This is a genomic window from Thermobaculum sp. T2p (genome assembly GCF_059335935.1).
In genome coordinates, this window is the sequence record NZ_JANZYQ010000027.1 from 78,194 (window position 1) to 102,992 (window position 24,799).

At 46.7% G+C, this 24,799-nt stretch carries 20 protein-coding genes, 2 tRNA genes and 1 riboswitch; of the genes, 15 read left to right on the forward strand and 7 right to left on the reverse strand.

Annotated features, from left to right (window positions below):
* Positions 1 to 45: 45 nt before the first annotated feature.
* Positions 46 to 612: a DUF488 domain-containing protein gene (locus N2245_RS12705; RefSeq protein ID WP_494537102.1), complete on the forward strand. Its 567-nt coding sequence runs from the start codon at positions 46 to 48 to the stop codon at positions 610 to 612.
* 566 nt (positions 613 to 1,178) lie between these two features.
* On the opposite strand, the gene N2245_RS12710 is transcribed toward N2245_RS12705, so the two are convergent.
* The 3 genes from N2245_RS12710 to N2245_RS12720 all read right to left on the reverse strand — a co-directional run bounded on the left by N2245_RS12710 (position 1,179) and on the right by N2245_RS12720 (position 3,309).
* A tRNA-His gene (locus N2245_RS12710) sits at positions 1,179 to 1,255 on the reverse strand.
* A gap of 81 nt (positions 1,256 to 1,336) precedes the next feature.
* Positions 1,337 to 1,528, reverse strand: a complete 192-nt coding sequence (locus N2245_RS12715; RefSeq protein WP_494537103.1) for a hypothetical protein — start codon at positions 1,526 to 1,528, stop codon at positions 1,337 to 1,339.
* Between the two features lie 11 nt (positions 1,529 to 1,539).
* Positions 1,540 to 3,309, reverse strand: a complete 1,770-nt coding sequence (locus N2245_RS12720) for a dynamin family protein (protein WP_494537104.1) — start codon at positions 3,307 to 3,309, stop codon at positions 1,540 to 1,542.
* A gap of 80 nt (positions 3,310 to 3,389) precedes the next feature.
* Here N2245_RS12720 and N2245_RS12725 point away from each other — a divergent pair.
* The 3 genes from N2245_RS12725 (at position 3,390) to N2245_RS12735 (ending at position 5,967) form a co-directional block, all read left to right on the forward strand.
* Positions 3,390 to 3,463 (forward strand) — tRNA-Asp (locus N2245_RS12725).
* Between the two features lie 81 nt (positions 3,464 to 3,544).
* Positions 3,545 to 4,702, forward strand: coding sequence for a C39 family peptidase (locus tag N2245_RS12730; RefSeq protein WP_494537105.1), 1,158 nt, complete (start codon positions 3,545 to 3,547; stop codon positions 4,700 to 4,702).
* Between the two features lie 89 nt (positions 4,703 to 4,791).
* Positions 4,792 to 5,967 (forward strand): DUF4268 domain-containing protein, encoded by a 1,176-nt coding sequence (locus tag N2245_RS12735; RefSeq protein ID WP_494537106.1) that lies wholly within the window; start codon positions 4,792 to 4,794, stop codon positions 5,965 to 5,967.
* A gap of 32 nt (positions 5,968 to 5,999) precedes the next feature.
* Here the strand turns inward: N2245_RS12735 and N2245_RS12740 are convergent, their stop codons facing one another.
* The 3 genes from N2245_RS12740 to N2245_RS12750 form a co-directional block, all read right to left on the reverse strand.
* The gene (locus tag N2245_RS12740) at positions 6,000 to 6,365 is read right to left on the reverse strand and encodes a helix-turn-helix domain-containing protein (RefSeq protein WP_494537107.1); all 366 of its coding nucleotides are present in this window, start codon (positions 6,363 to 6,365) and stop codon (positions 6,000 to 6,002) included.
* 309 nt (positions 6,366 to 6,674) lie between these two features.
* Complete coding sequence (locus N2245_RS12745; protein ID WP_494537108.1) at positions 6,675 to 8,027, reverse strand: ornithine cyclodeaminase, nickel-pincer nucleotide-dependent; 1,353 nt, start codon at positions 8,025 to 8,027, stop codon at positions 6,675 to 6,677.
* Positions 8,028 to 8,083: 56 nt separating this feature from the next.
* The gene (locus N2245_RS12750; RefSeq protein WP_494537109.1) at positions 8,084 to 9,277 is read right to left on the reverse strand and encodes a calcium:cation antiporter family protein; all 1,194 of its coding nucleotides are present in this window, start codon (positions 9,275 to 9,277) and stop codon (positions 8,084 to 8,086) included.
* 591 nt (positions 9,278 to 9,868) lie between these two features.
* Here N2245_RS12750 and ispH point away from each other — a divergent pair.
* Positions 9,869 to 10,750, forward strand: coding sequence for a 4-hydroxy-3-methylbut-2-enyl diphosphate reductase (gene ispH, locus N2245_RS12755; RefSeq protein WP_494537110.1), 882 nt, complete (start codon positions 9,869 to 9,871; stop codon positions 10,748 to 10,750).
* Positions 10,751 to 10,770: 20 nt separating this feature from the next.
* Here ispH and N2245_RS12760 read toward each other — a convergent pair whose 3' ends face one another.
* Complete coding sequence (locus tag N2245_RS12760) at positions 10,771 to 11,310, reverse strand: hypothetical protein (protein WP_494537111.1); 540 nt, start codon at positions 11,308 to 11,310, stop codon at positions 10,771 to 10,773.
* A 130-nt stretch (positions 11,311 to 11,440) separates the two neighbouring features.
* Here N2245_RS12760 and N2245_RS12765 point away from each other — a divergent pair, with 130 nt between their 5' ends.
* From N2245_RS12765 to N2245_RS12810, 10 genes are all read left to right on the forward strand, one after another.
* The gene (locus N2245_RS12765; protein WP_494537112.1) at positions 11,441 to 16,384 is read left to right on the forward strand and encodes a PAS domain S-box protein; all 4,944 of its coding nucleotides are present in this window, start codon (positions 11,441 to 11,443) and stop codon (positions 16,382 to 16,384) included.
* Positions 16,385 to 16,561: 177 nt separating this feature from the next.
* On the forward strand, positions 16,562 to 17,242 hold the full coding sequence (locus N2245_RS12770) for a hypothetical protein (protein WP_494537113.1): 681 nt from the start codon (positions 16,562 to 16,564) through the stop codon (positions 17,240 to 17,242).
* 171 nt (positions 17,243 to 17,413) lie between these two features.
* On the forward strand, positions 17,414 to 17,605 hold the full coding sequence (locus N2245_RS12775) for a hypothetical protein (protein WP_494537114.1): 192 nt from the start codon (positions 17,414 to 17,416) through the stop codon (positions 17,603 to 17,605).
* A gap of 70 nt (positions 17,606 to 17,675) precedes the next feature.
* Positions 17,676 to 17,797, forward strand: a riboswitch (TPP riboswitch).
* A gap of 64 nt (positions 17,798 to 17,861) precedes the next feature.
* The gene (gene tenA / locus N2245_RS12780; protein ID WP_494537115.1) at positions 17,862 to 18,554 is read left to right on the forward strand and encodes a thiaminase II; all 693 of its coding nucleotides are present in this window, start codon (positions 17,862 to 17,864) and stop codon (positions 18,552 to 18,554) included.
* A complete protein-coding gene (thiE, locus tag N2245_RS12785) occupies positions 18,542 to 19,192 on the forward strand; it encodes a thiamine phosphate synthase (RefSeq protein ID WP_494537116.1) in 651 nt (216 codons plus the stop codon). The genes tenA and thiE overlap by 13 nt, the downstream gene beginning before the upstream one ends.
* A complete protein-coding gene (thiL, locus tag N2245_RS12790; protein WP_494537117.1) occupies positions 19,189 to 20,193 on the forward strand; it encodes a thiamine-phosphate kinase in 1,005 nt (334 codons plus the stop codon). Before thiE ends, thiL begins: the two co-directional genes overlap by 4 nt.
* A 6-nt stretch (positions 20,194 to 20,199) precedes the next feature.
* Positions 20,200 to 20,994, forward strand: a complete 795-nt coding sequence (thiD, locus tag N2245_RS12795; protein ID WP_494537118.1) for a bifunctional hydroxymethylpyrimidine kinase/phosphomethylpyrimidine kinase — start codon at positions 20,200 to 20,202, stop codon at positions 20,992 to 20,994.
* Positions 20,995 to 21,011: 17 nt separating this feature from the next.
* Positions 21,012 to 21,812, forward strand: a complete 801-nt coding sequence (gene thiM, locus N2245_RS12800) for a hydroxyethylthiazole kinase (RefSeq protein ID WP_494537119.1) — start codon at positions 21,012 to 21,014, stop codon at positions 21,810 to 21,812.
* Between the two features lie 446 nt (positions 21,813 to 22,258).
* Positions 22,259 to 24,112 (forward strand): MGDG synthase family glycosyltransferase, encoded by a 1,854-nt coding sequence (locus N2245_RS12805; RefSeq protein WP_494537120.1) that lies wholly within the window; start codon positions 22,259 to 22,261, stop codon positions 24,110 to 24,112.
* A complete protein-coding gene (locus tag N2245_RS12810) occupies positions 24,088 to 24,789 on the forward strand; it encodes a polysaccharide deacetylase family protein (protein ID WP_494537121.1) in 702 nt (233 codons plus the stop codon). Before N2245_RS12805 ends, N2245_RS12810 begins: the two co-directional genes overlap by 25 nt.
* Positions 24,790 to 24,799: the final 10 nt, after the last annotated feature.

Sequence of the window (24,799 nt, forward strand, 5' to 3'; positions counted from 1 at the left end):
GAGTTACCTACTCAAGATATAAAATTAGATTGCTCGGCAATTAACATGACTAATGTGAGTACTACCATATACACAATAGGACACTCTTCTCGCAGTCTTGCAGAGTTTCTAAAGCTTCTTCAGGTGTACGGTATAGAGTTGCTCTGTGACGTAAGGATAGCACCAGGTTCGAGAAAGTTTCCCCAATATAAAATGGGAACATTATCTGCTGCGTTGCAACAGATCGGGATACGGTATTCTCACTATCGTGATCTGGGTGGATTCCGCAAGCCAGCAGAGAATTCCCCAAATACTGGCTGGCGCAACTCCTCTTTTCGAGGATACGCCGACTACATGACGACACAGCAGTTTAGACGGGCTCTGGATCATCTAATGCTTAAGGCAGGTAAGTGCAATACAGTTATTATGTGTTCAGAAGCTTTGTACTGGCGATGCCACCGTTTACTCATAGCGGATGCCCTAACTGTTAGGGGGCTAGTTGTGAGACACATACTTGATGAGAATAATGCTCCAATACATACCCTTACGGATTTTGCTCAAGTACAAGATGAGGATCTCCTAGTATATGTCAAACGTGATGACTATCCTAAGTTGCCTGGCTTAGACAATTAAACTATAAAGAATTTATGCTTGGTCTTGGACTTAGTAGTCCTCTCAGAGGACTTTTTTTATATCTTAGTTCACTCTCGGCAGTTGCTAATAACTAAGCAATATTAGGCCACTTACTAAGATAACTCTTAGATCATGCCTTGTGAACTAGCGGGAGCCAAATGTTACCTTGCTGTGTAACATCCCCCCCAACTTATTTCTTGTGCTGGATTGATGGATTGGGCTAATCCTGGCTAATGGATCTGGTGTTCTGCAAGTTTGTAAAGCCAATGCCAGAAGGCAGTGCTGCTCAGCATATGCCTTCATGACCCGTAGCACCTAGCTACTATGTTGATGCTTGCCGCAGATGTCCCTTTTAAGGCGTGGTCTAGAGATCGGAATATGCGGTATCTGTCCCTGCAGGCCTGCTCTCGCGCTATGCCCACTATGCAGAGGACATCTATCGAAAAGACTCGGTAAGCTACTGTTTGCGGAAGAAAGCTAAAAGAAGTGACTTCAAATACCCCTGTTGTAGGAGAGAACTATTGTAGGAACTGTGCTTGTAATTCCAAGTGTTTCCTAGTATTTCTTGGGGTGGCTGATGGGACTCGAACCCACGACCTTCTGTTCCACAGACAGACGCTCTAACCAACTGAGCTACAGCCACCAAATACTCTAGAAAAGTCTAGCGTTAAGGATTCGGCTAAGTCAACTGCCAGACCAGCGAATCGACAACTTGAAACGCTCACTAGGTAGATCTCCTGCTCCAGGACCAGTAGGCTATCACAGCTCCCACTATTGCCGTTATTATGCCCGCAAATATCCAGAATGTTTGCCCTGTCATGGGACTACTGCTTTGAATTATTCCAGCTCCTTGCAATGCCCATATAATGCCCGCTATAAGTAGGATTATTCCGAACACAGTGCCAGCTGTTCTCATATAGGTTACCTCTACGTGCTTATTCTTGGGGCTCCGATCTGGATTCTCAGATTTTCTATCTCTTTCTTGATCTCGGAGAGCATATCCCTTGCTTTCGACATCTTTTGGTATTCCGATCGCACAAAACGTGTATAGGGAGCGATAGCTTCTCTGATGCGCTCTATTGACCTTTGTAACTCTAATCCGAACTGTCGAGTGAGCACCTCTATCAGCTTTTGGCGCAGTTCCTCTGTCCTGCTTCTGAATTCATTACGAGCCTTGCGTCTTTTGTTGGGGATAACGAAGAGTCCAAGTACTGCTATTGTGCTGGCTGCTAACAGTCCAGTGACGTCTACAGCAGTAGCTGTAGCTAACATAGCCACTAGTGTTCCCAGCCCTACTGCACCCACTTCCATTGCTACAGTTTGTGCTACTGCAGACTGAATGGATAGAGCTAACTTACTAGCTTCGTATTCTCTGTCATAGCTTTGTACCACCTTGTTAGCATCTTGGGCTATAGATTGCAGTAGTTGGTTACGGTTGTACTCGAAGTTACCGCCTATCTCACCAATGAGGTTATGGTCATAGGTCGCTTGTCTTCTCCGATTGACGTAATCTACTATGGACCTCCACTGTCTTAGATCGCGATCAACCATCCAGTCGACCAGCTCTTGGATATGGCGGTCGATAACTTCTGTGGTATCGCCTACTACCTCCTTCTGGAATCTCTGCTGTACCTCGTTTTTCTTCACCAGCTCAAAGAACCTTCCTATCCTGATGTTCTCTTCGAACCACTTATCGCCTCTTTCGTTTAGCTGGTGTATCAGGTTTTCTATCTCAGCTCTTCGGCTACTGAAGTCTCTTTGCATGTCCTCTTTGTAGATCTCCAACTGGGCATCTATGTTCTCAGTCATCCTGAAGTCATCTTCAAGCAAGGACATTCTCTCGTTGATTCCTAGAGTGTATCTTGAGACCAGTTGATCAGCTACCCCTAGAGGGCTCTCTAGCTTTAGCCTTATCCTGTTGCTTTCTTCTAGTATGCTTAATATGTATTCTTCTAGCTCCTCGAAACCGCTGGCTTTATATAAAGCATCCCTTTCGATCTGGCTATCAGCTACCTTGGCTCGTCTAGCAAGCTTGGATGATACCAGGAAGATTGGTGGGGTTATCCCCAGTAGGGATTGCATGTTGCTCTGTATGAATTCCTTGATGTTCTCTGCATCTTCCTTCGTACTAAGAAGGTCTGTCTTGTTAACGATTACTATGAGCTTTTTCCCCCACTCCTTGATGATCTCCAGATACTCTCTTTCGCTCTCGGTGAAAGGTCTATCAGCAGAGGTCACAAACAGCACTAGATCAGATCTGGGCACGAAACCCTTAGATAGCTCTTCATGATGCCTGATAATGGCATTAGTCCCTGGTGTATCTACTATGGCAACTTCTCTCAAAAGATCGATGGGTTGACCTCTCTCGAGTACACCGTCTCCACGTGCTCTTTCATAGTTTTCGGGAGACCATCTCAGTAAGGTGATCCTGTCAGTGGTGGGGGTGACGCCCTCGGGCTCTATATCTCGACCAAGTAACGCGTTGATAAAGGCGGATTTGCCGGAGTTGAACTCGCCAACTATAACCAGTAGAAAGAGTTCTTCAAGGTCACTTAGCGTCTGTTCGACTAATTCTATGTCGTTTCTAGGAGCATCAAAAGATCTGAGGAACTCCAGCAGTTCTGAAAATAGCTGGCGCTCCCTTCGAAGAAGCTCATTTTGCTCTTCGTTAAGTACAGCGTGCTTAGTATTTGTCATTAGCGGATTATAACAGAGTAAATAGCCACAATAGAATTTGACGTCTGGATGCGTGATTTGTAATAATAAGCTCGTCACGAGGAACCGTGGTGTAGTGGCCTAACATACGTCCCTGTCAAGGACGTGATCGCGGGTTCGAATCCCGTCGGTTCCGCTGAAATTGCCATAGCACTTGGTGCTATGGCAATTATATTTTTTAAACTATGGCACTTAGTGTGTATGATATACTCACGACATGAACACCTCACCTTCTGGTTCGTGTTACTTTCTCTTCGGCCCAGGCTACAGCAATACATTTGATAGCTGGTTACTCGAAGGGCTACGCCTTCAATCGGGTAGTTTGCTCCTAGATATTGCTATCGCCCGTGAAGAGCATGATCCTTATCCTCCTGGCGGATACTATGGTCATAATTACTACAATGGTGGTAGGTACCAAGTTGGTGAGGCCATTAGCCCGGTCCTAGAGGTTGACGGTGTCCAACAAGCCATAGTTTCTTGGAACCTCGAGACTCCAGTAGGGACCTGGGTTGAGGTCTTACTCAAAGTAAGATTGAATAGGCAGTGGATGCATCCAGTCAGCATGGGGGTATGGTCTTCGGATATAGCGTTTGCAAGTCACTCGGTGCCCTTTGAAGATCAATATCTCAAAGTGGATACCGACGTGCTGAAACTAAAGGTACCTTATAGAGCTGATGCCCTGCAGATAATTGTGCGCCTATTCTCGACAAGTGAGAGTTCTCCCTGTCTGAAGTCGGTAATGCTGACTCTCTCCGGTAGCGGCTTTGTCTCAAGCTGTACTTCTGCCAGTCACACCTGTGTTGAGAGGGTGCTCGACGTACCTTTATGCTCCCAGATGGTCTACCCTAATGGGGGGAATGTCTGGTGTAGTCCCACCTGCATCGCTATGCTGCTTGGGTACTGGGGAATAGGAAGTCAGAATTGTAGTGATCGAGTTAGGGATGCTGTGCAGGGCGTTTTTGACTGGATGTATGGTGGTTATGGGAATTGGTCTTTCAACGTTGCCTATGCATCCTCCCGAGGGATGGAGGCATATTTGATACGCATGAGATCTTTAGCGGATGCTGAGAGATGGATATATGTAGGTATCCCCTTGGCTCTTAGTTACGCCTGGGGGAAGGGGGAGCTGACTGGAGCACCGATAGAGTCAAGCGATGGTCACATAGTGGTGCTAGCCGGTTTTGATTCTAGTGGAGACCCTGTAATAAATGACCCTGCGGCTTCTTCAAATGAAGCTGTTCGTAGAACTTATAAAAGGAGTGAAGTAGAAGATCTCTGGTTAAGGCACTCTTATGGAACAACCTATGTGATATTTCCCAGCGACCATAGGCTGGCAAGAAGACTAATCGAGGAAGCTAATAATATGTGCAATTAGGTTTTGCTGGCACTTATTAGACAAAAGTACTATTGTAGTTGCGTCAACTATATGACATAATTTCGTTAGCGCTTTTGAGGAGCTTTGGCGTGCACCTGGAGGATAATTTCTTCGCGGGTAATGAGATAATAAGAATTGGCTCGGACAAGCTGGCCAGCATTCGTCCTGTTTCCGCAGACTCACTTCAGATTGATGAGCAAGGCGACTTCAATCCTTGGATATCACGTGATGAGAATCTCAGGCTACTGTCTGACGTAGTGGGCATAGATCTCTCTTCTAGAGAGTTCAACCTGCAGGTGGGGGAGTATTTGATAGATGTTTTGGCTGTAGACAGAGAGTTGGGCAACATCGTTCTAATAGAGAATCAGATTGCTTCCTCGGATGATGCCCATTTAGGAAAGCTGATGACCTGCGCCGCGTTGCTTGGTAGCAAGGTGCTGATATGGGTTTGCACCGAGCTGAAGGATCAACACAAGAAGGCTCTTGACTTACTAAATGGATCTTCCTCTGACCTGATGATATTTGGAGTGGAGATGCAGTTCCTGCGTATAGGTGATAGCCTACCTGCCCCTGTCTTTAGGCTGACGATCAAGCCAAACCCGAATACAGGCTATAGCCTTAGGTCTCACCATCTAATAATCGAGGAGGAGCAAGATCAAGAATTGCTTCCTGTTAGAGATCGTCCTGCCCTCGCACAGCAGGAGCGATATGATCATTCTTCTGAGTCGGAGCACACATACAAGGAATCAAACCAGTATGAACAGTTGGATTATCAGGAATTCTGGATGGAGTTCAATGAGTATTGTAGGCAGAGAGGAGTACCCTTTGCGCTACAGGATACGAATGCTCGAGAATACTCTATTCCATTGGATCGAGATGGCTTTGAGATATGCTTGATTGCCAGCCCGTCTAGAGATCGTTGTATCTGTGAGCTACGGATAAAGAAGGAAGATGCGTGGAAAACCTTCCAGCTACTTCAGCAGGACAAGGGCTTGATAGAACGTATAGCTGGTGCTTTGGAGTGGAACCTTGCCTCGGGGGGAGCTGAGGCTAGAATATCGATCGAGACAAAAGACGTCCAGCTCAAAGATAGAGATAGATGGATAGAGGCTCATGCGTGGCTCAGACACCACTCTGAGGTGTTCTATAAGATCTTTGCTCCCAGAGTCAAGATGCTAGCTTTTCTTGAACAAAAGATGAACCAGCCACCCAACTCGGCAACTGGTTCATCTCAAGATGATATTCAAGAAGAAGCTTCCTACTGAGGCCAGCATACCCTTTGCTGGCCCTTGGCTAATTATTCTTTTACCTCTTTCAGCTCAGATATAAAGTTGGTAACTAGCTTGCGTACCTCGGGTGGGAGATCTGACCATATGCTGTCCAGAGTTTCAATAGCTATCTGCAGATCTGCCGGTCTGTTTTCCTTAGGTGGCTCCTGATGCCCTGCTATTACCATCAAATACTGGAATGGTAGACCAAGAGCCTCAGCATACCTCTTCAGCGTAGATGGTTCTGGGATACTGCGTCCGAGCACGTGCTGCCCGACAGCAGCAGGTGAGATACCAGCCGCCTCTGCTAGCACTCTGTAGGACCAATGCCTCCTCTGGAGTTCCCTACGAATGACCTCACTAATAGTTTCTTTTTGTTCTACTTGATTCGTCATGATTGCCTATGCCTCCCCGCCTTACTTTGTTTTACTGCATTCTCTATATGGTTATAGTGTAGTTCAAACATCCCCAACCAAGTTGAACACACTAGTGTAAATTACATTATATACAAAGCTAATGTAGAAAGTATAATTGTAACCTGTAGATTTTTTATCGTAATCGCTATATTTGCCACCAAATTATCTCACATACGAGTAACATGCGTAAATTCTGATGGCATATTTATTACGCATTATTTATACAGAAATGTTCCCAAGAAGATAGGATGAAATTCTCCCAAATAGGCTAAATCAGTGCTATCGCAATCACTGAACCTTTATTGGTGAGTCAACGGAAGACTTCTCTCTTAGTCCTAGTTGATAGCACAGCTCTCTTAGAAATCCTCCAGCATCGATCACTAGACCGGCTGTCTGGAGGCTACCTCTATCCAATAGTTTGGTAACTACAGATGGGTTTATATCGACGCAAACGGTAAGTACGTTGGCAGGAAGCAGGTTGCCTACAGCTATTGAGTGCAAGGTGGTACCTATCAGTAGTGCCAAGTCTACTCCTGCTTGAATATGCTTTCTCATAGCGCGCTGCGCTTCGATTACATCGGTGATGACATCTGGAATAGGGCCATCATCACGGATTGATCCAGCCAGTATGTAAGGCACGTTGTTTACTATGCATTCGTACATGATGCCCTGTTTGAGTACTCCAGCTTCTACTGCCTGTCTTATACCACCATAGTATCTGATCCTGTTGATGGCCCTTATGTGATGCTCGTGCCCATGTTCGTAGGTTGCACCTTCACTATTGGCATCAAGAGAAACCCCTAAACTAGTATTAAAGAATGCTGATTCTATATCATGGGCTGCCAACGCGTTCCCTGCAAACAATAGATGTACGAAACCGTGTCTGATCAGAGCAGCCAACTGAGGTCCTGCTCCTGTATGCACGATCGCCGGGCCTCCCACTACTAGCGTTGTACCACCTGAATCTCGGATTTCTCTCATCCTCTGTGCTATCTCGGCGATAGCTGCAGCCTTAGGACGCTCAGTGCTTACAGCACTGCTCATGAAGCTAAAGACGTGTCCCTGTGAAGCTCGGGATGGTGAACCAAGAAGCGCGGGGCTTCTTGGGCGTTCTATAGGAGAAACTCTAATACCTTGATGCCCTACGACTATGGGAGTTCCCTTTCTCACGTCGGACATTGGCACAGTGTAGGCACCTATGGGCTTGCCCTCTTCGTTTAGTCTTATCGCTATAGCCACATCCATCTCGATGTTCTCGACTGGGAACCATTTCCCGTCTATCCTGACTTCAGTTGGCATGTTAGTGGTGGAGTAGAAATCTTCTGGCAGGACACCGTCTTTGGGAGCAGGCTCGGTGCGGGCATCTACCTCTTCGCTCTCTAGAAGCTGAGCTCCGAGTTTGGTAACAGCCTCCATTAGTTCGTCTAGGGCTTCTGGAGTGGAGGCATAAAGTATCAGTCTTGCGTAGCTGGGATCATATTTATGTTTGCCTACTTCAAACTGCTCTATATAGAACTCAGCATTATAATCCATCACCAGATCCATGACCTGGGACAGGATGTGCGAGTCTATTATGTGTCCTCTGAGCTCTATAGTCTTATGAAACGGTAGCGAGCTTCTCCCATTACCCTGTCCTTGCATACTCCCTCCAGTTATATTGAAGCAATTTAGTTAAATCTTGCTAGTATTAGCCTTCGCTAAGTGTGCTCTGAAAACTGTTTGGGATCAATTACCGCAGCTTTCAGTCCTGAGAATGCTTTCGTAAGATGCCTCCTGCCAACCAACAGTGCTACGAGAGAGCATAGTACGTAGACGAACACCATCTCCATATGGATGTCGGGATACACAAGCTGTATGGCGAACAGTATGAACAAGGCTCCTGCTCCGATCAGGGATAGTGTCAAATCTAGCAAAAGTATGATGGCAAGTAGGGACTGAGCTGCCGTCAACAGGATCTCCTCCACCTGTCTGTGATCGAGAGGCAGCGAGTCAGGTCTACCAGCAGATACTGAGTAGATAAGAGGCAACATGGCTATCAGAAGGGTCCACTGGTTGACCTTAGAGGATACTAGCGCACCCAAAGCTGCAGCTGCAGCTCCCCTCCAGGCAAATATGGATACCACAACAAATTCAGGAGCTTCTGATGCTAGGGGGGCTAGCCACTGGACAAGCAGGAATTCGTCGATACCTAGCAACGTGCCGGTTTCTACGAGGGAGTGAGCGAAAGGCTCCGCAACCAGCAGTATGCCTATTGCGGCAATAACTCCAAGGGCGCCCGTGATCAATCGGCGTCTAGCTTTGGGCAGACTACCAATCATTGCTGCAGGACCTACAAGCTCAGGATGCTCAGCTGGCATCCTGGTAAGCTGCCACATATAGATTCCAAATATGGCTATCAGTATTGCCATATCTATTAAGCCTATAGAGCTGTTGAGAGGTATGATGAAAGCTATCGCGGTAGCTACAAGTAGTGTTATTATCTCCACTCCATGGCTAGGCTCCAGAGAAACGCTCTTTCGTCGGTTTCGAAACCATACAAGCATCACTACCAAAGGCCATGCTACACCTATAAGCAGTCTGTTGGCGCCCGTCATGTTGGCGACTGCATAGCTCGCATACGAAGGGTCCTTTGCTGCCAGCCAGGCGAACGTGGCATCAACTACGTACTCAGGTAGTATAGCGATCAATGCCAGTAACGCCAGTGCTAACCCTTGAGATACATCCATCTGTAGGACCTCAGCTGCCCATGAGAGCAGGAACGCAGCCCCCACTATCGCAATACCATATATGAGTGCTTGCAGTGGGGCCGCCCCTTCGAGATGTAAGAATCTAAGTATTACCCCGGGGACAACTACTGCTACAGCGATAATAACCGCTAACCACTTAGACAAACTTATCCCTCCTCTAAATCTTCCCCGTAATAAAGTTTGAGCGCTTATGCATTATAGCTTTACGTAGCATAGCAGAACAACAGCATTTACAAAGGTTACTATACATAAAGCTGATGCGGTCTTATAATTACCCAGAACTATCCTCTCAGGTGCCCAAGATGAATATCCTATCGAGAGCTAGGGTATATTCTCTTACAAAGATCAAAGCAATTATAGTGTGCTATCTTTTATGGCTGATTCTTGTGGTTCTGTCTTTTTTCTGTGGTATACAGGTATGGCGTCCATCAATTGCCCTCTTGCTATACCTGATATTTCGTGATAGCGATGCAGGCCATTTCTTCTATCTGTCAAGCGTAGTAGTAGTTGCGATTATAACCTTTAGCTTCATGATGTTATCCGAGTACTACCTACGAGAAGGTATACCCAAGGGCTTACTTTGGAACAGGTTTCTTTCCTTATTTCTGCTTGTGTCAATATTGGTACTGCTTGGTCTTACGCTACAGTACGTTCTATGGATGCTTATCTAACTGTGCTCAATCCTTACTAAATGGTAGACTAGCATAGGTATTTTTTATGTCCAGGAGGTGGGTCTTGCAGGTCAAGCTAGCAAGAGAATTAGGGTTCTGCTTCGGCGTCAAGAAGACATTGAAGCTCTTTGATGAGATGGGGTCCGATAGTAGAGGTGTAAAAACTTTGGGAACCCTTGTACATAATCCACAAGTGGTCAGCGAGCTCAAGTCAAGGGGTGTAGGCGTTGCTTACAGTGTTGATGAGGTGGACAGCGGCACCCTTACCATAACTGCTCATGGAGCTGGTCCCGACGCTTATGCTGAAGCTCAGCGGAAAGGACTTCGCCTTCTGGACACAACTTGTCCTCTCGTGACGAAGGTTCAAAAGATTGCTGAGTCGCTGCACAAAGATGGCTACCAAGTAGTGGTCTATGGTGACCCAAATCATCAAGAGGTCCGAGGAATAGTGGGATGGACTGAAAATACTGCACTAGTGAGTACAGATGCTAAGGAACTTGTACCGCGTCTTAAAGCTTTGACTAGTTCTAAGAAGCGAGTTCCTAAGAAGCTGGCTGTAGTATCGCAGACAACCCAACCTGCTGAAAGATTCAAGAGCTTTATAGCTGAGCTTGTATCTCTTCTCCCAGACGACTTCAATGAGTTCCATGTGCATAACACTATATGTCAGCCTACGCTCGATAGGCAAAGTGCTGTGGTGGAGCTTGCCAATGAAGTAGATGTCATGGTGGTCGTAGGTGGTAGAGATTCAGCTAATACCAAGCATCTAGCTGAACTTGCAAGCGAGGAGGGTGTTCCTACCTACCATATAGAATGGCCGGAAGAGATAGACCCGAATTGGTTCAAGGGTGCTAAAGTTGTAGGTGTTACAGCTGGTGCTTCAACGCCGGATGCTGTAATTGAGAAAGTTGTAAAGACGATCGAGGCAATCAAGCCAGAAGAGTAGGCGTAAGTAGAAACGCTAAGTCATTTTTCCCGGATATCAGCTTTGGCTAGCACAGCGTATCCTACGCAGATCCAAAGTAGCCCTGCTATTATTAGACCCCTGCCTAGGAAGTAAGATGTTATCGACTGCAAGGGCATCCAGAAGATACCTGTCATTATTGGAATCAACCTCCAGCCTTCCTTTATACCCGTGCTTGTTACATGGGCTAAACCTATAAGTAATAGGGCGAAAAGCGTTCCCATTAGCGAGGCGATGGTGCTTACTCCTATAAGCGAAGGCTCTTGTGGAGAAGCTGGTGGTCCTCCTAGTGCTATATAGAATATGTTGAACACGGACGCTATTACCGCGATGTAAGCCAGTGCAAGTCCTAGCTGTGCGATAGCTTTGTCTCTGGGTTGTAATCTCCAGTATAGACCTACAACACATAGGCTAAGAAGCAACATTACAAGCGGGCTAAGATTGATATTAGCTCCTAACAGAAATAGGAGGTCGTTGGCTATGAGGATTACGCCTCCGAGTATCCCTAAAGCTCCCAAGACTCTAACTGCGCCTTCAGACACCTTTACCCCCATAGATTTCGTCCATACAAAGGATAGCAGGTTTTGTTTTTATTTTGGCTTGCCCAATTAGCTCGCTGCTCTTATACTGTCAAGTAAGCTGATGTTTCCCTCCTTTGATAGGAGAAAGGGGATGGATAGTTCAGATCCCATGGGCACCGGGACTGGTCCAGAAAGCTATTTACCTTGGTATGCGGCCTATATACCTGTATTAGTTATAGAAAGCGACTCTAACAAAGTCATATTCGCTAATGAGTTTGCTCTTGAGCTAATAGGTAAGAACGCTGACGAGGTCGTGGGGAGATCGGCTTGCGAAGTCCTGCATGGCTCTCATGCCGATCACTCGGGGTCCTGCCCAATTGGGCGTTTAGGTACTAGTATTGATGGAGATTACCTGACCTTTACGGATCAGATCTTCCTACGCAACGAATTCCCAACTGAAGTTAGGTTTTTCGCCTCCCCCTTAATAGAAGACGAGGAAGGTGAGTTTAGTGCTCATAATGCTATCTTGCTGCTGATAGATACTTCTTCCTCTACAACTATAAATAACTCCCAATTTGCAGCTCTCCACAAGATGTCTGCTGGGGTAATTATTACAGATGCTGACGATAACGTTCTCTATGTCAGTAGTACAGCTTTAGAACTTCTAGGTTTCAGAGGTAGAGAAACTGATAGCACTAAGGTCCAGGATATGTTCTCGGACTGTGACTTGTTTTCTTTGCATGGTGAGAGTATCAGTTTGGACAAGCTATTGGATAATAGCTCACCAGGCAGCTTACCTGTCGACTACATAATTGGACTGAGGAAGTCGGGCATAGAGCTTTGTATTCAATTTACGATCTTGTCTGTCAAACTGCGGGATACTGAGTTGCGGTTTATTCTTCTAAACAACTTAACTCATGTCCGAGATCTATATAGGTCCCTGCTCAGCCTTCGAAACGAGAACAGCGCGATCTTGGAAGAGTCTCCCTTGGGGATAGCTGTTTTTGATCCCAACGGTCGTCTTATTAGAGTCAACAAGGCTTGGGAAAACATATGGCTTACTGATAGAGACAAGATAGGTTATTACAACATATTTTCCGATAGACAGCTTCTTGAAAAGGGTCTGATGCCTTATATACGGCAAGCTTTTCAGGGGGTATCTGTATCAGTCCCTCCAATCAAATATGAGATTCAGCTTGAAGATGGCTATGCTAGGACTATCAACAAATATGTGAAAGGTGTGATGTTTCCTGTGCAGCTCGGAAATGAGCTGCAGGAAGTGGTGTTTGTACAGGAAGACATAACCTCACAGCAGGAAGCTGAGCAGCAGCTAGCAGCTCAATACGGTGTAAACAGGTTACTAGTGAGTGCTTCTTCTCTAGAAGAGGTGTGCGAGAGGATATTACGGATCGTAGGTCCCGCATTCAAGTGGGATTATGCCTCCATCTGGACTCAACAGGGTGATCAAGATTCCCCTCTGTGTTTACATAGCTGGAGATCGGCGCGTATAGCTGTTGATAAGCAGATCGATTTTAGAAACTTGTGGGGTGCTGATTATAGGATCATTGACGACGTAAAGGATGGATCTCCCGTTTGGGCTGTCCACTCAATCGGTGCTAATGGTCCTAATACAAAAGATGAGATCTGGACTGGAGTGGCTATTCCTATAAATGTAGGGGGCAAGGTAATAGGAGCTCTTGAGTTCTGGAGAGAAGGCAATCACGGTAGAGACTCCAAAAGCCTAAGGGTGCTTCAGAGAATAGCCGATGAGATAGGTGCGTTCGTTCACAATCGATGGCAGGAGCAAGCTAGAAGAGAAGCGGAGGAAAAGTACAGGCGTATATTTGAAAACTCTGTTGAGGGTATGTTCCAGCTGTCTGCGGAAGGTAAGCTAGTGGCGGCTAATCCTGCTTTCGCTAGGATATTAGGCTACTCCAGTGTTGAGGATGTCATTGGTTTAGAAGCGGATAATCTGCAGAGAGTCTGCGTCGATGGTGATTGCTTTGATGACCTCAAGCAAGAACTGCGTGCCAAGGGGTCCGTCAAAGATTACCAGGCAAAGATAACCAGAGTCGATGGGGCTGCTATATGGGTACTTATTAGTATTCGGAAGATTTTAGACGCCTCTGGAAATGCTATTGCTTACGAAGGCACCGTACAGGACATAACAGATAGGAAGCTATCGGAAGAGGCTTTACTTGAGAGCGAAGCTAGATTCCGAATGCTGTTTGAGCAATCTCCTGATGCCATTCTCCTTATAGATCCCCATGATGACCAGGTTTTTTGGAAGATTGTGGACTGCAATGAAGCCGCTTGCAGGATGAATGGCTACTCTAGAGAGGAATTAATAGGTCAACCGTTAGATATTCTGCACCCGGTACCTATGAACCCAAAGGAGTGTGAGCAACACCTACAGTCTTTGAGGACTAACGGCCCTGATAAGCTGGAGGCTCTGCACAAAAGCAAGGATGGAAGACTGATACTGGTTGAGTCTTCATCTTCCCTAATCACTGTCAACGGTCGGGAACTCATACTTGGTATCGATCGAGATATTAGCGAAAGAAAGCGTGCTGAGGAGAACCTGCGCGAGAGCGAGCTACGCTTTCGAACGCTCTTTGAGCATTCCCCTGATGCCATATTACTTCTGGATCCATATGACTTAGAAGTTCCCTGGAGGATCGTGGATTGTAACGATGCTGCCTGCCAGATGAATGGTTACTCTAGAGAAGAGCTAATAGGCTCTCCCATATCCATGCTGGATCCAAGCATGGAAGATTTAGATGAGAGGAATAGGCATCTGGCGCAGATAAGACGAGAAGGTGTGGTAAAGGGGGAGGATTGGCATCGAAGGAAGGATGGTACTCTCTTCCCAATTGAGTTCACTACTTCACTGATAATGGTAGGGGGTAGGGAGCTAGTACTGGGCATAGATAGAGATATAACTGAGCGCAAGAGATCGGAAAACTTGTTAGCCCTACAAGTAAAGAGGCAAGACATGCTAGCAGAGCTTGGGCAGAGAGCTCTGGGTCATATGAGTTTGGATGACCTGCTAGAAGACGCTCTGGCAGTCTCCCTTCAGTCTCTGGGGCTTGCAGGCATAGCCTACTATGGGTTTGATCAAGATAGAAATCAGCTTGTATTAAGATCCTCTCTTGGGTGGGATATTAGCCTTACTCCGAGTCACCTTGAGGTCTCAGATATCTCGCAATGGTGGAGAGCGCTTTGGAGTAGTGATAATCCTCTAAATGTCCTAAGCGGGAGGGATAGAGATGAAGATGCAAACTATCTAACAATGATAGTGCATGGCAGGGATGAACCTTACGGAGTGTTGGTCGCCCGTAGGAAGGAGAATAGAGGATTCGACGAAGCGGATCTCCATTTCTTGCGCTCTGTTTCCAACGTCATAGCTAACGGTGTCGAAAGGATCAACCTTGAAGCTCAGATATCTGAAAATCATCTCAGAGTGCTTGCACAGAGTAAGTCTGATGTTCTTCTTATCTGTGATCCTTCTGGAGCTATAAAGTATGTAAGTCCATCAATCGAGGATGTACTTGGATATACAAAAGATAGCTTGTTTAGTGTCAATGTAGATGATATTCTGCATCCCAACGATATAAGCAGATATAAGGATTTTCTCACTAATTTATTGCCTATGCATGGACGACCTTCTACCACAGAGCTCAGGTTTAGGCGTCAGGACGGCACATGGCGATACATGGAGGTCATAGGTACCAATCTCCTTGATGATCCCACTATTAAGGGCGTGTTACTGAACTGCAGGGATGTAACTGATCGTCGTGAGGCTGCTATCAATCAGGAGAGGGCCCGTATCGCGAGAGAAATGCATGATACTCTTGCGCAGGTGCTAGGCTATGTCAATACTAAAGCTCAGGCAGTACATAGAATGTTATCTCATGGGAGTGTAGAAGAAGCTATTAGCCAGCTAGAGCAGCTGGCAAGCGCTGCTAGATCCGCATATGCGGATCTTAGGGAAGATATACTAGGCTTGAGGACTTCCGTTGACTCCGAACGTAGATTGAAAGACTCTTTGCTTGATTACATCAGTACTTGGGAGCAGCAGAGCTCAATCAAAGTAGAGCTGGAAATAGATCCATGCGTGGACCTAGATGCCATTCCATCTTCTGCTGAGATCCAGCTTCTTAGGATCATCCAAGAATCGCTGGCCAATGTCCGAAAGCACTCCAATGCCTCCTCTGCCAAGGTGAAGTTTGAAGAAATCGACAACTGGCTGCAAGTAACGATAGAAGATGATGGACAGGGATTTGATGTTCATGACCAAGGGCGTAGTGATTTCCCGAGATTTGGAATATCTATGATGAGGGAAAGAGCAGAGGCAATTGGAGGGCTGTTATGTATAAACTCAGAGCCAGGGATTGGCACTACTGTGATAGTACGGATACCAATAAGCCGTGAATCATCAGATGTGTCTGGCAAATCTGGTCTGAAGGTAGTTATCGCTGATGATCACGCACTATTCCGAGACGGTATCAAAAGCTTATTGGAATCCGAAGGTTTTCGAGTCGTGGGAGAAGCTAGTAATGGCCAGGAAGCTGTGGAGCTTGTGCGCAGCCTAAATCCTGATCTGGTTCTTATGGATCTATCAATGCCAGTAATGGGAGGTCTGGACGCAATCAAACTAATTAGTGCAAGCATGCCTAACGTAAAAGTCATAGTACTCACGGCATCTGAAGATGATAAGGACCTATTTGAGGCTATTAAAGCCGGAGCGCAAGGCTTTATCCCTAAGAATCTGGAATCCGGGGAGTTCTTCCAGTTATTACAAAACGTTATCCGCGGAGAACCAGCTATTACTCCTCGATTGGCCGGCAAGTTGATCGACGAGTTCTCAAGACCTGTAAGGAGCTCTTCGTTGCAGATGCTGACAGAGAGAGAACAAGAGGTACTCCAATTGCTCGTAAATGGGGTCACTTCTACTAAGGACTTATCCCGACAACTTGGGGTTAGCGAGCATACGGTGAAGTATCACTTAAGGAATATCCTATCCAAGCTCCATCTCCAAAGTAGAGCACAGGTGGTTGCTTGGGCAGTACAACATGGCCTAAGCAGCAAGTAGTCCAGATAGGGTAGGACCTACACTTAAGTGTAGGTCCTACCCTATCCTTTTTGGCGTGGTGGTCCATTTCCTGCTATTGCTATCATCGTTCCTGATGATCCTGTATTCTCTATTTGCCTCCCCACAGGATCGTCAGGTGCAGGAGGAGGGAGGCAGGAAATTCTTTTGGGGGTCAAGATGACACCACTTGGTATTTATCATTGCAGATTACAGAAGCTGTTAACTGAGCTGGAGGTTGAGGCTAGTCATATACGCAGGTCCAGGGAACATTATCTCAGGTTATTGGAAACCTGTAAAACTCCTCATCTGCACGAGGCCATAGTTCTGAGTTGGTGGCCTCATCTTCAGCAGATCAGTTATAGAGCTAAGGATCTGGTTGTCAGGGCTAGATCTATAGCTAGAGCAACAATTGATGACCTAAAGGATGCGGGAGTCGCCCTTAGCCCTAATGACATGATGGCGGCTGCTAGCCGCAAAGCAGATATTATTAGGCAGATAAGCGCTCTCGATCCTGAATCCCTTATAGCTAATATGCAAGATTCAATGGATCGTTGTGATCGAGTAGGTATGTACCTTTATTCGCTGTATGGCTATGAAGCGCTGCAATCAGTTGAAACTGATAGCAGTATTCCTGAAGCTCTCAGAGCAGATCTGACAGAGGTGCTTTCGCAGATAGCTGCTAAGCTCCAAGATAAATTGGTAACTACTATATTCAACGATGCAGAAGAGGTGTTAGATAAGGCTGAGGATCTTGAATGGGAAATAGAGAAAGTTATGGCATTAGGCACTTCAGACCTGCATAGAGATTCAAGAGAGGATTCAGGTAACCATTCCTACTCCAGCAGGATCATACACTAGTTCCCTACTCTAAAGTGTAGGACTAAAACTCTACTTTAGAGTATCGTTTTCTAGATCAATGTTGTTTAAGCTTTATGGTAGGACAGTAGCAGACATCCCTCCGTTGCAGGGGGTGGAAGTGGTGAGCCACCCCCTCTACTGTCCTTCCTGTGTTATTAAGAGGTGAGGATCATGGATATTTCTACTCTAGAGTATGGTTCAAGAGAGGAAATGATCAAAGGTATAGAGATTATGGTGAGGGATGGCTGGGTGGTGCAGTCTATCTGCTATTTGGTCACAGATAAGTACAAGGTGGAGTTCATCCGTGAGTCTCTGCATTCTGAAACTTCCATAAGCGAACTTGAGGCTACATCCAGCGCCTGATTTCTGTCTTGCTCGGGCTTACTCTATTGACAAAGGTTATCAGCGTTGCTATAGTCTGGTGACAAGTGAATATGGAGGATACGGGAGCTCGGGTCAGCCGGGCTGAGAGGGTGGACAATCCGCAGGGAGCTCCACCGACCGTTGGAACCTGAACCGGGTAATGCTGGCGCAGGGAATCACATAGATCTCTTTGGCCGTCGGCTTCTACCCGACGGCTTTTTGTTTATCCATAAAGAATTGAGCTCAGGAGAAGCGAATGAGTGACGCTAAGCTGAAAACTGGCTCTACGTCCATACACCTGTATGAGCTTGCAAGACCAATCTGGCAGAGGCAGCTAGAGCATCCCTTTGTAACCGCCCTCGGAGAGGGTAGTCTACCGCAGGAAAACTTCAAGTTCTACATATGCCAGGATGCTCTATTCCTCAAAGAGCTTACAAAAATATTCGGATATGCAACCACCAGGTCCCATCATCTGGCTCATATGGAGAGGTTTGGAGAACTCCTCCTTAACACTATAAGGGTGGAGCAGGAACTGCATCGTTCATACGCTCAACGCTTCGGTATGTCTCCTGAGGAGATGCTGAGCGTGGAGATGGCACCTACGAACTATGCGTATACTAGCCACTTGCATGCCATAGCTTCCGTTGGCACTCTGCCGGAGATCATCACAGCCATCTTGCCTTGTGCCTGGATTTATGCTGAGGTAGGTAAGTACTTCAGCTCGCAAGGAACACCCGCTAAAGATCATCCTTATAGGGATTGGCTGTTGACTTACTCTTCGGATGATTTTGAACAGGTAGGTGTATGGTTACGCCAAGTACTGGACGAGTCTACAACCCATGCAGATGAGATGGAGATAAGTAGACTGGAAAGGATATTCATCACAAGTAGCAGATATGAGTGGATGTTCTGGGATATGGCTTGGAGACAGGAACAATGGCCAGTGTAGATCTTAGACTCTACGTAATAACAGACAGAAAAGTATCTGGCGGCAGGGCTCATGAAGAGATAGCGGCTGCCGCGATCGAAGGTGGGGCTACGGTAATCCAGTTCAGGGATAAGGAATTAGGGGGCAGGAAACAGGTCGAGACGGCGCTGCGTATTAGAGATATCGCTCGTGCCTCTGGCGTAACGTTTATAGTCAATGACAGGGTGGACGTAGCGTTACTTTCGGATGCAGATGGAGTCCATCTTGGACAAGATGATATACCAGCTCCTATAGCCAGGAAGATTATAGGGAATAAGATAATCGGCGTCTCAGCCTCGACTGTTGAGGAAGCATTATTAGCTCAACAGCAAGGAGCCGATTATTTGGGAGTTGGACCTGTATTCCCCACGGGTAGTAAAGCTGATGCTGCTCCCCCAATAGGTTTGACTGGACTTGCAGAGATAGTGAGAGCTGTGGATATTCCTGTCGTGGCTATCGGTGGCATATCTCAAGAGAATTTGACGGATGTGCTTGAGACGGGTGTGAGTGGCGTTGCGGTAATATCGGCCGTAGTAGCAGCCTCTGATATAACCCAGGCTGCTCGTAATCTACGGGCTATAATAGATGCTCATAGCTCATATGGGGCCAAACATAGATGAAGCTGAATGATATTGGAGAGTTTGGTCTTATAAACCGTCTATTGGACAAGTTACCTGAATATGGCCGGGATGTGATCGTGGGGCCAGGTGATGATGTAGCGGTTTTGAGGACTAGCTCAGATAAATATATGCTTGCCACTATTGATTCCCAGGTGGAAGGGGTCCACTTTCTGTTTGAATATACAGGGGCCAGGCAGCTGGGTGAAAAAGCAATAGCTATTAATGTCAGTGACATAGCATCAATGGGTGGCCAGCCAAAGCATGCCTTAGTAAGCCTTATGCTTCCCGAGTCATGCCAGCTTGAGGTTGTCGAAGAGCTTTATGAGGGTATATATTCAGCCTCTCGTATGTATGGTCTGGATGTGATAGGAGGGAACATATCTAGCTCTAGGACCGGGCTCATTGTGGATCTCTGCCTTCTTGGAGAGGTCGAGCCGGAGAACCTTGTACTCAGATCCGGTGCTGCACCAGGGGATGGAATCTATGTAACAGGATGGCTGGGAAGCTCTGCTGCTGGTTTTGAGCTGCTGGGCAGTAGGCTGAGGGATTGCGATGAGCGTATTTGGGAAGAGCTTACGAGTTCTCATCTTACACCTAAGGCAAGGCTATACGAGGCAAGATCTTTAGTTGCTACCGGGGCGATATCTGCGATGATCGACATAAGCGACGGTCTCATAAGTGACCTTGGGCATATTCTAGAGGCTAGTGAAGTCGGAGCTGTTGTGTATACCGACCGATTGCCTATAGCGACTGCTGCCAGAGAGGCTGCATCTATGCTAGGGAAGGACGTGTTACGTTGGGCTCTGTCTGGAGGTGAGGACTATGAACTGTTGTTGACGGGAGATAGGCACATCTTGGACAGTGTAGCCTCTGATGATGGCTTAGGTGGTACTCCCCTTACACTAATAGGAGAGATATTGCCACAAAGTGCAGGACTGAAGCTGGAAGGCTTGAATGATGCAAGCATACTTAGCCAGGGATGGGACCATTTTAAGAGGTGACTAATCATGAAGCGTACTATGACTATTGCTGGTTCTGATTCTGGTGGTGGTGCAGGTATACAGGCCGACCTCAAGACATTCTCTGCTATGGGCACCTTTGGTACTTCTGTGATCACCGCAATCACTGCTCAAAATACGTTGGGCGTTACTGATGTTTACGGTTTACCGACTAAGATTGTTGAGGCGCAGATTGATGCTGTGATGAGCGATATAGGTACCGATGCCGCCAAGACTGGGATGTTATTTAGTGCTGAGATCATTGAGGCGGTAGCCAATAAGGTCAAGAAGTGGGAGATAGAAAACCTAGTCGTGGACCCAGTAATGGTAGCCAAGAGCGGCGATAGACTCCTGAAAGAGGACGCTATTGAGGCCGTGAGACAGAAGTTAATACCCTTGGCTCTAGTAATAACTCCCAACATACCCGAGGCAGAAGTTCTGACTGATGTTAGTATCAAGAGTGAGGATGACCGGCGAATAGCTGCCAGGGTATTGCATTCAATGGGCGCACGATATGTAATCGTAAAGGGGGGACACCTTGAGGGTGATCCGGTAGATCTGCTATTTGACGGTCAACGGTTCCATGAATTTAGGGGAGAGCGTATACATACAAACAACACCCATGGGACTGGATGTACGTTCTCTTCAGCTATAGCTGCCCAGATCGCCAAGGGTAGAAGCATCTACGAAGCTGTGTCTATAGCTAAAAGATACGTGAGCGAGGCCATAAGGCAGGCGCCCCGTATAGGGTCTGGGCATGGCCCCTTGCAGCATTTTCCTAGATGGGATGCAAATCTTCAGTAAAAACAAGGAGGGTAGGATTGAATTACGAGGCAAAAGCAGTTGAAACCCTAAGGATAGTAGCCAGAAATAAGCCTTTGGTCCATCACATAACCAATATAGTTGTGGCAAACGATACTGCTAATCTGACTCTAGGCTTGGGAGCTCTCCCAGTGATGGCTGATGCAGTTGAAGAGGTAGAGGAAATGACGGCATCAGCAAAGGCGCTGATACTCAACATAGGAACTCTTTCTGGAGAGTCTATTGAGGCTATGATGCGTGCTGGTAGATCTGCTGCCGAGCACAATGTACCTATAGTTCTTGATCCCGTTGGAGTAGGTGCAACTAAGCTACGCACCGAGACGGCCTTGCGTATCCTGGCGGAGCTGCCGGTGACTGTTGTTAGGGGTAACAGAGGAGAGATAGGCGCGCTCGTAGGTTCAGGCAAAGTCAGAGGGGTAGAGGCTGTAGGTGATGAAGACCCCAGAGATGTAGCCAGAAGGTTCTTTGAGCGCTTCGGGGTAGTTACGGCTGTTACAGGTGTATTTGATGTTGTGGTTGGTAAGAATAATGCCTTTGAGGTCCATAACGGCCATCCATTGCTTGCAAGAATTACAGGATCTGGTTGCATGGCGACTACAGCTGTAGGTGTTTTCCTGACCACCGGTGAGGACCCTGCTCTACAGACAGCCTTAGCTTTAGGATCTTACGGCGTGGCTGCGGAGCGCGCTGCAAAGCATGAGCCAGGTCCTGGGACTTTCAGGAGTAAACTACTTGATGAGGCTGCTGCCCTGCTCACTAAGGGAGTGGATGGAATAGATATTCGCGAGTTGTCGGGCTGACTTTCCGTCAGTACAGGGAATCTAATTTACCTGTACTGATGAATTCCAAGAAGATAAGAAGAACCGATGCTCCATTAAGCAATTAGCAATTCATTGTACCCTGCGGGTTCGGCAAAACTAAAGGTAAGAACAAAAGTGGCGCTGGGGGTGCAGAATTATGGGGGTGCAGAATTATATGATTTCAACACCCATCCCAAAACCTTGCTTAAATTATCATGGTAAATGCAAAAGGACTTCATATCGAAGGACTAATAAGTTCGAGTTCTTCTGCCTTAGATCATCAAGCTTGTCTTAGTTTGTCCCTACAATACCTGCCATTGTAGGATTAACTATGTTGTTTGATAGGAACATCCTACGTAGCTTCTTCGTTTGATACTTGGCAGGGCTAAAGACTGTCGTTCAGTACTATATTCCTTCTTTAGATCTTCTAATACCTGGAGGGTGTCTTGATTATTGGTGAGTTATCTATACTTCTACTCGCCTTAGCTACCTTGGTTTTGCTGTATGTATCTCGTCAATCAAATAGTACAACACCTAGATCACGCAATGAAGGGGAATTGCGTGCCCTTATTCTTACAGCTGCTGTCGGTGGTGGACATGAGGCTATAGGACAAGCCGTTAGAGCAGAGCTGGAGGGCCGAGGATACTATGTGCGCGTTGAAGATGGATTAAAGCTGATGGGTAAGGTAGTCAATTGGATGATGGTGGGCTCCTATGCCAGAATGCTCAAGCATATGCGTTGGTCTAGAAGATCTATTGGGGCAATAATGTGGGAAGTGACCTTCAGGCTAACTGCCTTCGGTTGGTCTGCCCGCCTAGTTCGTCTGTTTGTGGGAGTATTCCTGTCTCGAAGATTACTGCCTGTAATAGAAGAGAGTAAACCAAGCATTGTAATATCGACCTATCCATTGGTTACTGCTGCATTAGGATACCTCAGGAGGACTGGTAAGCTGCATGTACCAGTAGTTGCGGTTATACCGGATTATGGTGTTCATGCACTATGGGTATCGCCATATGTGGATATGCATCTAGTAACCTCAGAGCAATCTGCTAGGCTGGTGGAGTCCGCAGGGGGGAAAGCTTGGGTAGTCCGTATGCCGGTCGATCCTTCTTTTGATAGGTTGCTTCCCAAGAGTATTGCTCGTACTAAGCTGGGTATTCCCCAGACAGCCTTCGTAGTTTTAGTGGTTGGCGGTGCTTGGGGTATTGGCGATATGCGAGGAGCAGCAGAGTATGCAGCTGCAGCAGGAGCATTCACCATAGTTGTGACGGGTAAAAATGCTGCTCTAAGAAAACATCTAGAAGCTTGTCTTGGGAATGCACCTAATATCAAGATCTTGGGTTGGACTGATAACATGCCCGATCTCATGGCAGCTTCTGATTGTCTCATACAGAATGCGGGTGGAGTTACCTGCTTGGAGGCGCTGCACGTGGGGCTGCCAATCATAATGTACAACCCAGTGCCTGGGCATGGAGAGATGAACGTACGTGTCATGGAGCAAGCGGGAGTGGTCTGTTGTGCTCGTACACCTCAAGAACTTACCGATCTATTAACCGAGATCATGAGCGGACAGAGATCACTACGTACGCCTATAACTTCCCCTCTTACACCCTCGGTGGTAGATGCTGTAGAGGACACTGTTGCTCGACCTACATATGTAACCAGCGTTGTAAGTAATTCTACAGATTGGTTGCACCGCATTGGGTATGGCATCATAGCCGCTAGTGTATTCCTGTGGCTATCACTTACTCCAACAGGATTAGTGCTTGCTTCCAGAGCCTTAAGATTACCGGTAGTTGGTTATCATGCTCCTAAAGGTAGAGTATCAATAGGGGTGAGGGTAAGTGACCCTCTAACTGCCAGGGCTATAGAGCAGGCTGCCTGGAATACTGAGGGATGCATAACGATCTTTGCCGATGACAAGGCCGCGATTGGGCTGTACCCTAGTAGAAAAGTGCAGTTTGGGGTGTCTGAGCCCTTGTATCAAGGTAGACTGCACTCTCCGTTCAGTGAGCGGAGACATGCAGCTTTGATAGCTCATGAGATTCAGGATCATACTGGTGAATATCCTCATTATTTCCTTCCTGCTGGGAGGCCGAACATTACCGAATTGATCGAAATGCCTAAGCATACACATCTTGCTACCTGGAATAAAATAGGCACAAATTTTCCAGACAAAGGTCTTATCATTGTTGATGCCAGAGGCTTATCTCCATCAGAAGCTGTTCATCGCTTGTATTCGACAATGGACACTATCAGGCTTAGGGGATTGACGTGCACAGCTATAAATGGTTTATAGCTTTGCCAGCAGGGATGCTACTTGCCCATGCCCTACCTGCTGTTTCTCGTCTTAGAATAGGTGGATTATTATTCCCTGTGATCAGAAGAGTAGACAGCAGCGATTCCGTAGTGCTTACTTTTGACGATGGCCCAGATGTATACACGGTAAAGATCTTAGATGTTCTTTCAAGATATGACACTAAGGCAGTATTCTTTGTGGTGGGTGAACAGATCGAGCGTCATCCCAAGCTTCTAAGAGAAATAGTTGCCGCAGGCCATGAGATAGGCATACATGGGTACAGGCACGTGAGCCATCTCCTGCGTGCCCCTTTGGCGACTATAGAAGATGTACGTAGGTGTAAAGTGATTATCGAGGATACAGCAGGCGTTTCTCCGAGATGTATACGCCCTCCCTATGGTGTGTTTTCTTTGGCCTCTTGGATAGAGAGCGTTAGACAGGGATGGATACGTGTGCTATGGTCACGGTGGGGTAAAGATTGGTTGCCCGAAGCCACTTCATTGCAGATAGCTCAGAATATCGGGACCCCAGAGCCTGGTGATATCATTCTCTTGCACGACTCTGATAGGTATTCCTATCCAGGTGCACCATTGCATACGATCGAGGCACTTCCAAATATTCTGCAACATATTGCGGATAAAGGGATGCATACCACTCTCCTATGTGATCTAGTCTAAGGAATAGAGC

Excerpts from the sequence above, each read along its gene's own strand:
- N2245_RS12705 (WP_494537102.1), top strand. The coding sequence starts at position 46 with ATGACTAATGTGAGTACTACCATATACACAATAGGACACTCTTCTCGC.
- N2245_RS12715 (WP_494537103.1), bottom strand. The coding sequence starts at position 1,528 with ATGAGAACAGCTGGCACTGTGTTCGGAATAATCCTACTTATAGCGGGC.
- N2245_RS12720 (WP_494537104.1), bottom strand. The coding sequence starts at position 3,309 with ATGACAAATACTAAGCACGCTGTACTTAACGAAGAGCAAAATGAGCTT.
- N2245_RS12730 (WP_494537105.1), top strand. The coding sequence starts at position 3,545 with ATGAACACCTCACCTTCTGGTTCGTGTTACTTTCTCTTCGGCCCAGGC.
- N2245_RS12740 (WP_494537107.1), bottom strand. The coding sequence starts at position 6,365 with ATGACGAATCAAGTAGAACAAAAAGAAACTATTAGTGAGGTCATTCGT.
- N2245_RS12745 (WP_494537108.1), bottom strand. The coding sequence starts at position 8,027 with ATGCAAGGACAGGGTAATGGGAGAAGCTCGCTACCGTTTCATAAGACT.
- N2245_RS12765 (WP_494537112.1), top strand. The coding sequence starts at position 11,441 with ATGGATAGTTCAGATCCCATGGGCACCGGGACTGGTCCAGAAAGCTAT.
- N2245_RS12770 (WP_494537113.1), top strand. The coding sequence starts at position 16,562 with ATGACACCACTTGGTATTTATCATTGCAGATTACAGAAGCTGTTAACT.
- N2245_RS12775 (WP_494537114.1), top strand. The coding sequence starts at position 17,414 with ATGGATATTTCTACTCTAGAGTATGGTTCAAGAGAGGAAATGATCAAA.
- tenA (WP_494537115.1), top strand. The coding sequence starts at position 17,862 with ATGAGTGACGCTAAGCTGAAAACTGGCTCTACGTCCATACACCTGTAT.
- thiE (WP_494537116.1), top strand. The coding sequence starts at position 18,542 with ATGGCCAGTGTAGATCTTAGACTCTACGTAATAACAGACAGAAAAGTA.
- thiL (WP_494537117.1), top strand. The coding sequence starts at position 19,189 with ATGAAGCTGAATGATATTGGAGAGTTTGGTCTTATAAACCGTCTATTG.
- thiD (WP_494537118.1), top strand. The coding sequence starts at position 20,200 with ATGAAGCGTACTATGACTATTGCTGGTTCTGATTCTGGTGGTGGTGCA.